This is a genomic window from Vibrio sp. 2092, from assembly GCF_033339635.1.
In the GTDB taxonomy this organism is placed as follows: domain Bacteria; phylum Pseudomonadota; class Gammaproteobacteria; order Enterobacterales; family Vibrionaceae; genus Vibrio; species Vibrio alginolyticus.
The window spans coordinates 154,045-168,519 of record NZ_JAWOUY010000008.1; the positions used below are offsets into that span (position 1 = coordinate 154,045).

13 protein-coding genes are annotated in these 14,475 nt (G+C 41.9%); 6 read left to right on the plus strand and 7 right to left on the minus strand.

The annotated features are described in order from the left end of the window. The first annotated feature begins 44 nt into the window (after positions 1–44). From R7P80_RS15460 to R7P80_RS15475, 4 genes are read left to right on the plus strand one after another with little or no spacing between them, the layout of a single operon-like run. Positions 45–1,178 (plus strand): phage/plasmid replication protein, II/X family, encoded by a 1,134-nt coding sequence (locus R7P80_RS15460; RefSeq protein WP_225491819.1) that lies wholly within the window; start codon positions 45–47, stop codon positions 1,176–1,178. A gap of 12 nt (positions 1,179–1,190) precedes the next feature. After that, entirely contained in the window at positions 1,191–1,472 is a 282-nt protein-coding gene (locus tag R7P80_RS15465; RefSeq protein WP_023625061.1) for a single-stranded DNA-binding protein, read from the plus strand. Continuing rightward, entirely contained in the window at positions 1,469–1,654 is a 186-nt protein-coding gene (locus R7P80_RS15470) for a hypothetical protein (protein ID WP_225491820.1), read from the plus strand. Before R7P80_RS15465 ends, R7P80_RS15470 begins: the two co-directional genes overlap by 4 nt. Continuing rightward, positions 1,654–1,914 carry a hypothetical protein gene (locus R7P80_RS15475; RefSeq protein ID WP_225491821.1) on the plus strand — a complete coding sequence of 87 codons (261 nt, stop codon included), beginning with the start codon at positions 1,654–1,656 and terminating at the stop codon, positions 1,912–1,914. The genes R7P80_RS15470 and R7P80_RS15475 overlap by 1 nt, the downstream gene beginning before the upstream one ends. A 254-nt stretch (positions 1,915–2,168) precedes the next feature. Here the strand turns inward: R7P80_RS15475 and yciH are convergent, their stop codons facing one another. The 4 genes from yciH to R7P80_RS15495 form a co-directional block, all read right to left on the minus strand. Further along, positions 2,169–2,480, minus strand: a complete 312-nt coding sequence (gene yciH / locus R7P80_RS15480; protein WP_005376292.1) for a stress response translation initiation inhibitor YciH — start codon at positions 2,478–2,480, stop codon at positions 2,169–2,171. A gap of 1 nt (position 2,481) precedes the next feature. Continuing rightward, positions 2,482–2,868: a DUF3319 domain-containing protein gene (locus tag R7P80_RS15485; RefSeq protein WP_005376294.1), complete on the minus strand. Its 387-nt coding sequence runs from the start codon at positions 2,866–2,868 to the stop codon at positions 2,482–2,484. A gap of 128 nt (positions 2,869–2,996) precedes the next feature. Continuing rightward, the gene (locus R7P80_RS15490) at positions 2,997–3,986 is read right to left on the minus strand and encodes a D-alanine--D-alanine ligase (RefSeq protein WP_005376296.1); all 990 of its coding nucleotides are present in this window, start codon (positions 3,984–3,986) and stop codon (positions 2,997–2,999) included. Positions 3,987–4,135: 149 nt separating this feature from the next. Next, positions 4,136–4,705, minus strand: a complete 570-nt coding sequence (locus R7P80_RS15495) for an SPOR domain-containing protein (RefSeq protein WP_005390018.1) — start codon at positions 4,703–4,705, stop codon at positions 4,136–4,138. 236 nt (positions 4,706–4,941) lie between these two features. Here R7P80_RS15495 and R7P80_RS15500 point away from each other — a divergent pair, with 236 nt between their 5' ends. Beyond that, positions 4,942–7,575: a bifunctional acetate--CoA ligase family protein/GNAT family N-acetyltransferase gene (locus tag R7P80_RS15500; protein WP_225491822.1), complete on the plus strand. Its 2,634-nt coding sequence runs from the start codon at positions 4,942–4,944 to the stop codon at positions 7,573–7,575. 77 nt (positions 7,576–7,652) lie between these two features. Here the strand turns inward: R7P80_RS15500 and R7P80_RS15505 are convergent, their stop codons facing one another. Beyond that, a complete protein-coding gene (locus R7P80_RS15505; protein WP_033907071.1) occupies positions 7,653–8,540 on the minus strand; it encodes a LysR family transcriptional regulator in 888 nt (295 codons plus the stop codon). A gap of 231 nt (positions 8,541–8,771) precedes the next feature. On the opposite strand from R7P80_RS15505, the gene R7P80_RS15510 reads away from it, so the two are divergent. After that, on the plus strand, positions 8,772–10,910 hold the full coding sequence (locus tag R7P80_RS15510) for a TonB-dependent hemoglobin/transferrin/lactoferrin family receptor (RefSeq protein WP_225491823.1): 2,139 nt from the start codon (positions 8,772–8,774) through the stop codon (positions 10,908–10,910). Positions 10,911–11,244: 334 nt separating this feature from the next. On the opposite strand, the gene galE is transcribed toward R7P80_RS15510, so the two are convergent. Together galE and R7P80_RS15520 are read right to left on the minus strand one after the other, a co-directional pair. Beyond that, positions 11,245–12,261, minus strand: a complete 1,017-nt coding sequence (gene galE / locus R7P80_RS15515) for a UDP-glucose 4-epimerase GalE (RefSeq protein WP_225491824.1) — start codon at positions 12,259–12,261, stop codon at positions 11,245–11,247. Between the two features lie 54 nt (positions 12,262–12,315). After that, positions 12,316–14,274 carry a diguanylate cyclase domain-containing protein gene (locus R7P80_RS15520; RefSeq protein ID WP_186585309.1) on the minus strand — a complete coding sequence of 653 codons (1,959 nt, stop codon included), beginning with the start codon at positions 14,272–14,274 and terminating at the stop codon, positions 12,316–12,318. Positions 14,275–14,475 lie beyond the last annotated feature (201 nt).

Here is a 14,475-nt window from a genome sequence, read left to right on the forward strand (position 1 = left end):
GGTAAGTAAATATGTACCATAAAGACTATTGACAGGGTTTTGGCTTGTTCTTCATCGACCGCTTATTCATACAACAAGACTACCACGAAGGGGGGTTACCTCTCGTGGGGCGTCATGTTATCGAGCGAGTAGACTTAGAAACAGGAGAGTCATTACCACCATCTGTGAATCAAAAGATCTTAGAGGGGTCACATAGTACTAAGTTGACTATCCGCTGCGATGGCTACCGAGTCAGAGTTGAGGGAAATCCGTCTCGCTGGCAAAGACAAGACAACCTCTTTGGACTCGAAACTATCGATGAATGTGTAGAAATATATAACCACGTTCTTGCCAAATATGACTTACCGCCGTTCACCAAAAACAATCGTCTGAAACACCGTCAAACTCCAGATGGGAAAGGCTCCTCTCTGGTTGGTAATGGTGCTGAAATCACAAGTATCGACTGGACTCAAAATCTGGCAGTAGGCAAGGGCAGTGAACAGTCATTTATCCGAGGGATGTCTTCGATGAACCTTGGCAGAGCGCTACAACCAAAGCTGTATCCCGATGGTTACAGTTGCTACTGGGGAGAAGGTTCAGAATGGCTACTTATCAAACTTTATACAAAAGCTGTTGAGCTACAGCGCCATAGAAAGAAAGCTCACAACGTAGATGAAGACACGCAACGTTACATAGACAAACTAATCACTTATTGCGAGAACAATGGAGTTGTTCGCTTAGAGTACAGCTTAAGACAGAAGTTATTGAAAAGACATAACTTACAGTTTTATGGGCTGACTGAGGAACAAGACTTCTTCACGCACATTAAGCACTTCGAGGAAGCTATGGATACGATCACAATCTCACATGATGAGCACCTAAGTGTTGCTCAACAGCTTCTCCAATCAGGAGCAGTCGATACAGTCAGAAAAGCTAATACTACAATGAATTACTTTACTCTCTGGCAAAACGGCGTCGACTTACGCAGTACTTTAAATCGTTCTCAGTTCTACGAACACAAGGCTCGCTTGAAAAAAATCGGCATCGATGTGGGTCAACAGTTCGATGTAACACGTATGTGTCCGACACTGAGACGTTCAAAAGTAATAGATGTTCAATCACTAACAGCACCGTCATGGTATCAGCTACCAAAACCAGCACAATCAAACATATTACCGTTCAAAACATACGCAGCTTAAGGAAAAAAACGCATGTTAAAAGTAGAAATCTTCCCAGAACACGAGCAAATAGAAACACGCACAATACCAGGCAAAGAAGACAAACCATCAAGAACTATCTACGAACAAATCGCTTATGCATATCTAGGTGGTAAGTTCCCAGTAGAAATGAAGTTGTCACTTGAGAAAGATGAAAGTCCATACAAAGTAGGTATCTATACGGTTGATAGTTCAAGCTTCATTGTGAACAACTATGGCAAGTTGGAACTTAAAAAGTACGGCATGAAGCTGACTCAAATGGAGGTTGAGCTATGAACTTTACAGACAAAGACTTGAAGGAGTCGTTAGGTTGTTTATCTGATATAACCGTGTTCTTAAACACTGGCTCATGTCCAGCAGAGTTAGTATCAGAACTTCAAGAACGTCAGCTTGAACTGATAAATCAAGTTAGTTGCGGCTCAAAGATCTTGTTAACTCAGAAAGTTGGAGAGAAATAATGGAATATCCAATCCAGTTGTTCGGTTACTTGAATGAGCAAGATGCAGAACCAACGTGCATGGTGTCGAACGTAACTAAAGATACAGTGGAGGAACTTAATCAGCTACACGGTTTTAGGGTTGATGACTGGTTCTTATCAAGTGGTCGCTGTGGTGAAATCGAAGTTCATGGCCCATACAAGACAGCCGATGAAGCTTGCAAGGCCGCAAAAGCCAAATACGGTGTAACTAAACTGACTTCACCAATGCTAATCTTCTAACCCTTAAGTTCGTATTATGTATATTATGTTAAATTGTATATCGCCGTACGCTAAATGTTGTCTGAGTATGCTCCTATTCCCCTGCAGATTTTAAATTTAAGGGCCTTACTGTGAGCATTAAACATAATGGTTATTTACCATAAAATAGCTAATATCGATCTATCAATCTACGATTGCTTGCTCTTCAATTAGCAACTTATAAAAAATGGCGTCTATTTCTTTAGACGCCATTTTTGTTTACTGGAAATATTAAATTAGCCACCGGCTAATTTGACTGTCATGCCTTTCTTTTCAAGATGTGCCTTGATCTTGTCTCTAGCATCACCTTGAATCTCGATATTGCCATCTTTTACAGACCCACCACAGCCACAGACTTTTTTGAGTTCTGCCGCTAATAACTTTAAAGGTGCATCATCCAAGTCTAAACCTGTAACAATGCATACACCTTTACCTTTACGGCCTTTCGTTTGGCGCTGAATCCGAACAACACCATCGCCTTTAGGGCGAGATACTTTTTCTTCTTCCGGTTTAATTCGACCGGTTTCTGTTGAATATACCAGAGTCATTCTATTGTTTCTTTTGTTGTTGAGCTTGCATCGCTTTTTGCTTTGCAACCAAATAAGCTTCGATATGGCGTTGAATAGCGGCTTTACTGCCCTTAATCAGTTTACCATTAAACATACAGTACCAAGAGTTAGGTTGGCCTGTATCATTTTGAATAGTATAGCCGTTAAAGACCTCTGATTTTGCAACACCTGTTTGCTGCACTCTCTGTCCGAGTGAAGCAAACTCTTTGGGATCAATAATCGATGCGGTGTCACACCACCAATCAATGCTTTTCTTTACCGCCGTCAAACTTCCCTGTAAGACGTGGTTCTTGATTTTAACCTTCCAAACACTGCCATCTGATCCGACTGACTGCAGGTTAAAACCTCTATAATTTGAAATCGCCATACCACTGAGTCATCTGTTTAATGCGTTGATATAATCATAATTGCTACTGAGCAATATTCAAATACGGCTTGAATAATCCTTGCTCTAGAAAACAACTTGTATCATAAAACGCGTCTCGATAACGTTAATCACTTTGCACTGTTTATACAATCTTCCAAGAACTCATGAAATTTGTGCCCGTTGTTTTGAAGCATTTTAGGGAACATTGAGATCGGAGTCATTCCTGGAAATGTGTTTACTTCGTTTAAGTAAATCTCATCATCTTCCGTTAGGAAAAAGTCGATACGAGATAAATGACGAAGATTCATTTGTTTAAATACCGTCTCTGACGCGTGTTGGATGGAATCTAATTGTATTTGAGTTAGATTCTTCGCCTCAACTTCTGTGAGCGAGTGACTTGAACTGCTGTACTTTTCATCGTACGAGTAAAAAGCACCATCAGGCGCGATGACCTCGCCTGGCTTAGTGATATGTAGTTGGCCATTCATCTCATATGCAGCAACTTCAAGTTCTCGAGGTTTTACTGCTTTCTCAACCAACACTTGGTCAGAAAACCCAAAAGCATCATTTACTGCATTAGAAAGCTTGTCTTTTCCTGTGACACTGTAACAGCCAACGGAAGAGCCTTGGCGAGCGGCTTTAACAAAAACTTTTCCCCACTTTTCAAAGGCTTTATGAGCTTGAACGTGAGCTTCTTCATCGTTTCGTGTTAAGAATAAGTATGGCGTATTGGGTATGCCAATAGCGTCGTACCAAAGCTTAGATGTGATTTTATTGAAACTATTGCTACTCGCTTCTGGCCCGCAGCCAAGATAAGGAATACCTGCGATTTCAAACAGAGATTGAATGTCGCCTGTTTCGCCAGGAAAACCATGTATACAAGGCACGATGAAATCAATGGTTTGATTAGATTCACTTGAGCACAACTGCTTGGTATTGAGATCCAAGTAAACCAACTCACCTTGGTTGGTCATCCAACCTTCGTTTTTTATTTCTACGCGTGTAACGTGAACGTCTTCAATAAGATTTAGTTGTTGTTCGACAAAGTTTGCAGACAATAATGAAATCTCGTGCTCAGAAGAGCCACCGCCGCATAGTAAAAGAATATTTTTAATCATGAATCCATCTTTCCGTGACCTACAAAAGATACTATTTATTATGATAAACCTTTGAAGTGTGACGTACAGTAATTTTAATGTGAGGAATGTTGTTCGAATAGGATTTGAGCAAATAAATAAGGGAGCTATTCGCTCCCTTATTTGATGTGTTAATTTAATTTGTTAAGCGTTGGGTAAGCTGAGTTTTTGATTGCATCAATGCTTTTAACAAATGGTCTTAACTGCTGAAATTGAGCTGGCAAAGTCGAAATCGCTTGCTTGGCTTCTGCGCTTGTTGCGTAGTCTCCGTATAAAACTGAGAACCACTTAGTACCGTTTACAACTTTGTAGTTTTCCCAAATTGGCTGACCGTTCTGTGGCAGCTTATTTGCAAACTGATCGACTTTAGCTTGGCTACCCACAGCTGCGACTTGAATGGTATAGCCGAATCGTTGAATGCCAGCTTGCTTTTTACTTGGTGGTACGATCTTAACTGGCTTCGCCTGCTCTTTTGGCGTTAGCTTGACTACTTTCTTTTCTTCAGGCTTTGCCGTCATTTTCACAACAGTTGGTTGTACGTCTTTTTCTACTACAGCGTTTTCAGACGCCATAATTGGTTTAGAGATACGATCTGATTTGTAGTCCTCTCGGTAACTTTCTGAGGTCACATCCGTGATGTAAGTTTCAGATGCACAAGCAGAAAGCAGAACTGACAAGCCGATGATTGCGATTTTTTTCATGAAGTAACAAATGCTCTGGATAAATATTACGATAAATCATGCCGATAGCAGGGCCGTTTATCAAGCATCAAATACAATAATCTGTGATTTTGATGTGATGAATAACACAAACTCCATAAGCATCGTACACATTTTCTGCAATGTCTGGTCTGAAGATGTTTTATCAGTAAATTATTCGTTTATGATTGATATGAAACCGAGAAGCCAACGTGACTTACAAACGGCCAGGAGTCAGCATGAATAAACTACATAAACTCTTTAAACCCAACTCTGTGGCCGTTATTGGGGCATCTCAAAAAGCATTGCGAGCAGGACATGTTGTGATGCGCAACCTTCTACAAAGTGGATTTGGTGGCGCGATTATGCCAGTAACGCCGCGATATAAAGCCGTATCTGGCGTGATCGCTTACCCTGATGTAGCTTCCCTACCCTATACGCCAGATATTGCAATTTTGTGTACGAACGTTTCACGTAACGAGCAATTGCTTAAAGAGCTAGATGAGAGAGGCACACCGTTTGCGATTGTTATCTCTGATGACCCTAAGCCTTTAGATATCTCATCATTGAACATTCGAGTCTTAGGCCCAAACAGCTTAGGTATCATCCTTCCTTGGCACAATTTTAACTGCACGTTTTCCCCTGTTGCAGCTAAACCTGGAAAAATTGCTTTCATCTCACAATCCGCGGCGGTTTGTACCACGGTTTTAGACTGGGCAAATGATAAGAACATTGGTTTTTCTTCGTTCATTTCGATTGGGCGTGGACAGGATATCGATTTTGCAGATTTGCTCGACTATTTGAGTATGGATGGAAACACAGAAGCTATTCTGCTTTATGTTGATAATATCCAAGACGCTCGCCGATTTATGTCTGCTGCGCGCGCCGCTTCACGTAACCGACGTATATTGGTGCTAAAAGCGGGCCGCTCTAAAGAGATGAATACTTTTGAGCAGCAAGACGGAGATACACTTGACGTAATTTACGATTCTGCTATTCGCAGAACTGGTATGTTACGAGTCAGCAATACGCATGAGCTTTTTGCCGCGGTAGAAACACTCACGCATTCTGTGCCACTTCGTGGAGAGCGTTTAGCGATCATCACCAATGGCGGCGGCCCTGCTGTTATGTCCGTTGATACTTTGATTGAACGTGGTGGCCAACTCGCAACGCTTGATGACGCTTCCATTGAGCAATTACAAGCAGTACTTCCATCCAACTGGCGTGCTCGAAATCCAATTGATCTGTCTGGTGACGCAACCCAAAAACGCTATATTGATACCATTAACGCACTGATGAATAACGACTGTGCAGATGCGATATTGATTATGCATAGTCCTTCTGCTGTTTCTGATCCTCTTGAAACTGCTCAAGCCCTTATTAATGCAATCAAATCTCACCCTCGGCATAAGCATTTTAATATCTTGACCAACTGGTCAGGAGAACAAACGTCGAGAGAAGCGCGACTGGCATTTACTCAAGCAGGTATTCCAACCTATAGAACACCTGAAAGTGCGGTTGTAGCATACATGCACTTGGTCGAATACAGACGAAACCAGAAACAACTAATGGAAACGCCAACGACGGCAGAGCCATTACATTCTGGAAGTGTGAGTTCAGCAAAAGAGTGGGCAAATGAACGACTACTGGATAAAAATACAGTCACCTTAGATACGCATCAAACCAGCCCATTATTTAAGCTGTTCGGGTTTAACGTTTTGCCTACGTGGATTGCATCTGACGACATTGAAGCTGTTCATATGGCAGAAAATATTGGATATCCTGTTGCGGTAAAATTGCGTTCTCCAGACATTCCTCATAAATCGGATGTTCACGGTGTTGCTCTAAATTTAAGAAACAGTCGAGAAGTTTCCAACGCAGCGCTATCCATTTTAGATACCGTAAAGCTCAGTTACCCTTCCGCCAATGTACATGGGCTGTTAGTACAAGGGATGGCAAAGCTCGGCAGCGCTGAAGAGCTACGGATTAGTATTGCAGTAGATAAAGTCTTTGGACCAGTGATCTTGCTTGGTCAAGGCGGCTCTGAGTGGAATATCGCCCAAGATGCCGTCGCTGCACTTCCTCCTTTGAACATGACGCTTGCGCGCTACCTTGTCGTTGTTGCCCTAAAGTCTGGAAAGATTCGCCTGCAGAAACACAAAGATGCGCTCGATATTACTGAGTTGTCGAAGTTCTTGGTTCGTATCTCCCAAATGGCAGTTGAGTTACCAGAAATACAAAAACTGGATATCCATCCAGTACTGGTATCCGGAAGCGATTTAACTATCCTTGATGCAGATGTCACACTGTGTAAGTACGAAGGAGACGCCCAAAAACGGCTAGCGATTCGCCCTTTCCCGGCAGAGTTTGTCGAAACGGTGACGCTTCGAGATGGCCAACCTATCTTGCTTCGCCCTATCTTGCCAGAGGATGAGCCGCTGCATGCTCAATTCATTAATAGCGTATCGAAAGAAGATCTCTATAAGCGTTTCTTTTCTGAAGTTGGAGAGTTCAACCATGAGGCTTTGGCAAACTTTACTCAAATCGACTACGACCGCGAAATGGCGTTTGTTGCGGTAGCGTTTAATACTGACGGACCGTCTATCATAGGGGTAGCCCGCGCATTGATTACACCAGACAATAGTGACGCTGAGTTTGCTATTTTGGTTCGTTCAGATTTGAAAGGAAAAGGTTTAGGCAAAGTGCTGATGCAGAAAATAATCAGCTATTGCAAAGTTAAAGGCACAAAGCAAATGTCTGGAATGACCATGCCAACAAACAGAGGGATGTTGATGTTGGCTCAGAACTTGGGGTTTGAGATCGATATCCAGTTTGCAGACGGTACGGCAGATATGGTGCTCCCTTTAAATTGAAAAGCGCAGCATTAGCGATGACTTTTACTTCTTACATTCGGTAATCAATGGGAATCTAAGAAGTAAAAGTTACGTTGTTACTTTAGTTTCCAATTCTTTTTTAAGTACTGAATACACCAGGATTTTGCCTCACCCATAGTGTTCCGGCGCCATGCCAAAATAATATTCATCGGCTGTTCTTCAGTGCCTTCGATTCGTTTCAATACACCACTATCAATAAGAGGTTGTGCAATTTGGCTTGGTAATGTACCAATACCTAAACCTGCAGTGAGCGCTTCTACTTTTGCCGTAAAGTTGGTGACGGTCAAGCGAGGCTGTTTTTGAATAATATTAATTGAGAGCGCGGGTTGCTCACGTGCGGTATCTGCAATAGCAATGATCCGATACTTTTCTCGCGCTGCTTCATCAAACTTACCACTACGCTTGTGAACATAGTGATCAGCGGAAGCTACCCAATACATACTCATTTTACCAATTTTTTCTGACTTAACTTCTTGAGGAAGCGTATCCAGTGATGGGCAAATCAGTAAATCAGCTCTCCCCGTATTCAACGACTCCCAGCTACCAGCCAGAATCTCCTCTTGCAGCCTGACTCGAGTTGAGCTGACCTCGGCCAGCGCATCAACCATCGGGAAAAAGTTGGATATAGGAATAATGCCATCGAAGGCAATGGTAATATCCAGTTCCCAGCCATTCGCCAACAACGTTGCATCGTTCACTAACTTTTCACTGGCTTGTAAAATGGCTCTTCCTCTTTCAAGAATAAGCTTACCTGCTTCAGTAAAATGGGCTTTGTGACCAGAGCGATCGAAGATAATAATGTCTAAGTCTTGCTCGAGTTTCTGGATTTGATAGCTCAGCGATGACGGGGCTCTGTCTAACTCATTCGCAGCAGCAGCAAAACTCCCTCTTCGATCAATAGCATCTAGAATATGGAGTGCTTCTAACGTAATTGGACTCTGCACATGGCCTCTCTTAATGTGACATTCATCACATTCGTTGTATTTGGATGAACTTATCAAGAACTAACGACAAATAATATAACATATTGATAACTAAAGACTAGGAATGCTCATAGCCTAAGAAGAAGATTCAATACAAATCAATAAATGACAATGGTAATGATAGTAATTACCATTTAGATCCATTAATATCCGCGTGTTGTTACCTATTATGGATCTAAGGTATTGAAGCCAATGTATAAAAAATCAATTTTGTCAGCCTCCATTTTAGTTGCCCTTTCCCATACTACTTATGCGGAAGAAGCTTCTAAGTTTGAAGAAGTCGTTGTGTCGGCCACCCGTACCAACCAAACCATAAACACTGTTGCTGCTTCTGTTGCTGTTGTATCAGAGAAAGACATCGAAGAAAACATGGTAAAGGACTTGAATGATCTATTCGAGTATACGCCAGGTGTTACTGTTAACGGCACTCAACGCCAAGGCGTCCAAAGTATTAACATTCGCGGGATGGAAGGTAAACGAGTTAAAATCTTAGTAGACGGTGCATCTCAACCAGGTGTATTCAGCGGTGGACCATATTCGTTTATCAATTCTAGTGCCGTTACTGTCGACCCCGATATGCTAAAGAGTGTCGAAATTGTTAAAGGAGCAGCTTCTAGCCTACATGGTAGTGATGCAATTGGCGGTGTTGTCGCATTCGAAACAAAAGATCCGAAGGATTTCCTCAAAGATGGTAAAGACTTTGGTGGTCAAGCTAAACTCTCTTATTCATCGGAAGATAACTCTTTTAGTGAGCATGTAGCTTTAGCAAAGCGTTTCGGTAATACAGAAGCACTTATAGCCTTTACACGCCGTGATGGTGCAGAGCTACAAAATTTCTCTAAGGCGCCTTACGATAACTATTCTGTGGACAACCAAGATTATTACAAAAACGATCTATTGGTAAAACTTCAATCTCAATTGAATGACGCTCATCGCTTGGAGTTCTTGGGAGAAGTTATTTACAACGAGACTGACTCAGAGATCGCACATAAAAGTTACAAAAACTTCAACGCTGAAGACACAACCAAGCAAAATCGCATTGGGCTCAAGCACATTTGGTTTGCAGATGCAGCTATCTCGGATACGATCACGTCCAAGCTTACATGGATTGGTAAAGAAGAAAACGGCGTGTCTAATCGCTTTATCGAAGCCAGCCCAGGTTACCCACCTTACGTACCGCCTAGTGGTGACAACCAACAGAAAAAAGATTACGAATATACTGAAGACAAATTTGAATTCGAAACTCAGTTAGATAAAGAGATTCAAAATCACTATATTGTTTACGGAATATCGTACAAACATAGTGACATCAGTAATACCAATCGCGAGTTTAATTCCGATCCTGGCACGCCAGATACTGTTTACGTTTACACACCGGATGCAAAAGAAGAAAGCTTTGGTTTATTCTTGCAAGATGAAATTTCGCTTCTTAATGACAAGCTAATTCTGACTCCAGGTGTGCGTTACGATTACTTCTCTACTAATCCTTCAAATACTTCTGAAGAGTCATTCGAGAAGTTTAGCGACTCTGCATTAACTGGTCGTTTAGGAGCAACTTACTCTGTATCGCAACCTGGCACGATCTTCGCGCAAGTGAGCCAAGGGTTCCGAGCGCCATCGTTCGACGAGCTTTACTACACCTACGATAATCCGGCTCATGGCTATACCAACCGCCCTAACCCAAATTTGGGATCTGAAAAGAGTTTGTCTTATGAACTTGGTTACCGTCATAACACTGCAGCGTCTGCAACTGAAGTAGCGTTCTACTACAGTGATTACAGTGACTTTATTGAGCAAACGTCATCAAACAATGGTGGTTTAACTGAATTCACAAATATCAATATTAGTGAAGCAAACATTAAAGGGGTTGAGCTCTCTAACCGTCTTGATTGGCATGCCATTGCTGGTCTTCCATCAGGCGTGACAACTCGCTTTGTTGCAGCATACACAGAAGGTGAAGATGGTGATGGTAATCCTTTGAACAGTGTAAACCCATGGAATGCCGTAGCTGCTGTAAATTACGATTCACCAAATGCACTTTGGGGGACAAGCCTAAAAGTAAACTACACGGCTAAGAAATCGAACAGTGATATCAACTCTGATGGTGATAAAGGCGGAATCAAAGACCAAGTTGCTTTGCCGTCTGCGACAGTCGTTGACTTAACGGCGTACTACAAACCAATGAAAGATATAACCATTCGTGCTGGTGTTATGAATCTAACGAATGAAGAATACCATCTTTGGAACGATGTTCGCGGTAAGACTGAGTTAAGTCGAGACAAAACGCAAGCTGAGCGTAATTACAACATTAGTGTTAAATACGAGTTCTAAACCTTAAAAACACAAAAGCCAGCGTAATGCTGGCTTTTTTATGGCTTTCATTTCAAAAATGTAAAGAAAAGTATGAAAAATGAAAGTTTACTGTTTTGCCATCTCTTTTTTCACCATTACTGCTGCTGCAATGATGAAAGTGATGATCAGACCGAGTTCCATGAACTACCCCAATAGCTACGAGAAAATTTATAACCCAAATTAAGAGTCGGGCATAGTTTAACAGCTCTATATATACTTGCTACCTTTTAACCAGTAATTTACGATTTTTTCCGATTTGGATCAAAAAAGACGCAATTATGCGCCTTTTTGTTACTATTATGTAAATTAAAGATTAGGCATCTGGATAACCTTGAGGGTTAGTAGACTGCCAGCGCCATGTATCGCCAGCCATTTCTTCTAGAGTACGAGTTGCTTTCCAACCTAACTCATTCATCGCTTTTGATGGATCCGCCCAACACTCTGCAATATCACCTGGACGACGCTCAACAAGTTGGTATGGGACATCTTTACCACTTGCGGCTTCAAATGCTTTCACCATGTCCAGTACACTGTAGCCGTTACCAGTACCGAGGTTATAGATATGAAGGCCAGCTTTGCTACCTACTTTTTCTAATGCAGCAACGTGACCATCGGATAAGTCCATTACATGAATATAATCACGTACGCCTGTGCCATCTTTGGTCGGATAATCACTACCAAACACAGAAAGGAACTCTCTGCGCCCTACCGCAACTTGAGAAACAAACGGCATTAAGTTGTTGGGAATACCTTGAGGATCTTCACCTAGCTCGCCTGTTGGATGTGAACCTACCGGGTTAAAGTAACGAAGAAGTGTAATGCTCCAGTCAGGGTTCGCATTTTGGAAGTCGGTTAAACACTCTTCTACCATTAATTTGCTGCGCCCATATGGGTTAGTTGCGCTAGTTGGAAAGTCCTCAGTGATGGGTACAGATGCAGGATCACCGTATACAGTCGCTGATGAACTAAATACCAACGATTTAACTCCGGCTTCACGCATTGCATCAACCAATACTAACGTGCCATTAACGTTGTTGTCGTAATACTCTAGAGGTTTTGCTACAGACTCACCGACGGCCTTTAAACCTGCAAAATGGATAACAGCTTCAATATTGTGCGACTTTAGTGCTTCTACCATCGCTAATTTGTCTCTGATATCGGCTTGAATGAAGGTTGGCTTTACACCACATACCTTTTCAATTCGATCTAATACCGTAGATTTACTGTTGTACAGGTTGTCTAGAATTACTGGCGTCATGCCAGCTTCGATCATTTGAATACACGTATGACTACCGATATAACCCATACCACCCGTAACGAGTACTTTCATTTTATTATTCCTTCTGACGCGAATCGGGTTAGTTTAAAGCTTTGACGTTACGATTTAAACTGTCTCTTGTAATTCGCATCCCATTAATATTGCTTGGCCTTTCCCGGCTTTCTTTGCTTGATACATTGCCGTATCCGCACTTTTTAAAACTCGAGTAGCATCGCGCTCATTTACGCCGACTAATTTTACGCCGATACTAACGCCAACTTTGAGTAAGTGACCTTTGTACTCAATTGGAGCACATATGCTCTCGAGCAACTGTTCTGCTATTCGGGTGACCACTTTTTGATTGGCGGGATTAACCAACATGACAAATTCATCACCAGAAAGTCTTGCGATTAAATCACTATGTCTCGTCGCAGATGTTAGACGCTCGGAAACTTTTTTCAAAACTTCATCACCTGCATCATGACCGTAGGTATCGTTAACTTCTTTAAATCCATCCAGATCGAGGTACAAAACTGCAAATTCGTCACGCAAGTATCCAGAGCGTTGTACTAGTTGTTCCAACTCTAAATGGAACTTAGATCGATTTGCTAACCCCGTTAAAGCATCGTGATGAGCTAAATGCTCCAATCGTTCCATCTCTTTTGCGCCGGAAAGGTCGGTAAGAACAATAACCAGATCATAGAAACCATAGTCTTCACACTTAACGATACGATTGACTCGAGCAAACATCGGTACAAACTGACCAATATGGTTCTTCTCGATAACTTCACCTTGCCAAACGCCATAATTTTCTATCGACTCGATGATACTAGGCATCATTTCCTGTAACTTGCGCCACTTTAGCGTTTGGATGAATGACTTCCCAATAAGCTGATCCACCTCTAAGCCGACTAACTTAGTGACGGCAGGGTTTGCCATCGTAATGACACCGCGATGATTAAGAACAATGAGACCATCTTGGCTGCTTTCAAAAACGCGTCCCGCAACACGTTGCCGGTTTATGGCTTCTTCAATTTCGGTGATATCTTGAATCGAAAACAGTAAGTATTCATGTGTCGAGAGGCGACGACTGGTTAGGCTCAACTGCTGTTCGTTATCTGCATTTTTGAGGTGAATATCATCGCACTCTAGGCCTCGACTCAGGATCTGACTCAGCTCATTCGGTGTTTTGGTTTTAATTAGATCACGAATATTGGCGTATTTAAGCTCATCTAATTTTTTTTGAAATATTTGCTGGGTCGCCGTATTACAATGAATAACACGTCCGGAATTGTCGGTAATAACTAATGCATGCTGAACAGATTCGATAACCTCTTCTGAAAATGCGCGCTTTTGTTCTAGTGTGTCTAGTGAATGTTGCCGCTGCTTCTCACGTACTGTTAACCTGTTCATCATTTGATTGAAAGATCTCGCGAGCTCTCCAATTTCATCGTTGGCGTAATAGCGTGCTTGATTTTCCGTGCTTCGTCCGTGTGTCACATTCTCTATTACGCGGCTAAGCTCCATAACGGGCTTGAGAACAAGCCTCTCGATACTTATGTAAAAAACAGTGCCACCAGCGATCAGAAACAGAAGAAGTAAAGCGCCATCTTGAAGTAAAGATTGTATGGCTTCTACAATTGGGCGATGAGAAAGCGTAACTCTCATGCTACCAATGACATAGCCATCATGGATAATCGGCTCTAGAACATAAAGAAATTTGGTTGATAAGGCATAGCCTAGAGCGTGCAACCTACTTCTTTCGGTTTGACTTGGAACGGGTGCTAGTGCCCCACTTATCTCCATAACAGCGAATGGTTGGTCATCTTGGTCATAAAGTTTGACCCGCGTTACATTTGGCTGGTTTAAAAAGTTGGCGAGAATAGTTTGAGCTTTTTGCTTGTCCTTTGTTGTCAGCGCATCTTTAATTGAGAAAGAAACATTGTTAATCAGCTTTCTTGTCTGCTCGACCAGTTCATGCTTAGACGATTGGTATACAGTATACGAGGTGTAACCTTTTGAGATAACAAAGATAGCCGTTAAAAAGACCAGAAGAGGCCAAATAAGCTTCGCTCGTAATGACATATATATTCCTGTCGCAGACAACCACAAAAATGACGGAAGAACCATTATGCAATCTATCACCCATGAAGGGCGACAAGATTAACACGATGCTAATGCAAAATAACCTTAAATTCTCAAAAATTGGATGGAAAAGAAACGAAATACCTTAAAATTCGGATCAACTCAAATAACGGCAACATCTTTATGGACTAACGTGATCTT

Bases quoted from the DNA above. Each gene is read 5' to 3' on its own strand.
- R7P80_RS15465 (WP_023625061.1), top strand. From the start codon at position 1,191: ATGTTAAAAGTAGAAATCTTCCCAGAACACGAGCAAATAGAAACACGC.
- R7P80_RS15470 (WP_225491820.1), top strand. From the start codon at position 1,469: ATGAACTTTACAGACAAAGACTTGAAGGAGTCGTTAGGTTGTTTATCT.
- R7P80_RS15475 (WP_225491821.1), top strand. From the start codon at position 1,654: ATGGAATATCCAATCCAGTTGTTCGGTTACTTGAATGAGCAAGATGCA.
- yciH (WP_005376292.1), bottom strand. From the start codon at position 2,480: ATGACTCTGGTATATTCAACAGAAACCGGTCGAATTAAACCGGAAGAA.
- R7P80_RS15485 (WP_005376294.1), bottom strand. From the start codon at position 2,868: ATGGCGATTTCAAATTATAGAGGTTTTAACCTGCAGTCAGTCGGATCA.
- R7P80_RS15490 (WP_005376296.1), bottom strand. From the start codon at position 3,986: ATGATTAAAAATATTCTTTTACTATGCGGCGGTGGCTCTTCTGAGCAC.
- R7P80_RS15495 (WP_005390018.1), bottom strand. From the start codon at position 4,705: ATGAAAAAAATCGCAATCATCGGCTTGTCAGTTCTGCTTTCTGCTTGT.
- R7P80_RS15500 (WP_225491822.1), top strand. From the start codon at position 4,942: ATGAATAAACTACATAAACTCTTTAAACCCAACTCTGTGGCCGTTATT.
- R7P80_RS15510 (WP_225491823.1), top strand. From the start codon at position 8,772: ATGTATAAAAAATCAATTTTGTCAGCCTCCATTTTAGTTGCCCTTTCC.
- galE (WP_225491824.1), bottom strand. From the start codon at position 12,261: ATGAAAGTACTCGTTACGGGTGGTATGGGTTATATCGGTAGTCATACG.
- R7P80_RS15520 (WP_186585309.1), bottom strand. From the start codon at position 14,274: ATGTCATTACGAGCGAAGCTTATTTGGCCTCTTCTGGTCTTTTTAACG.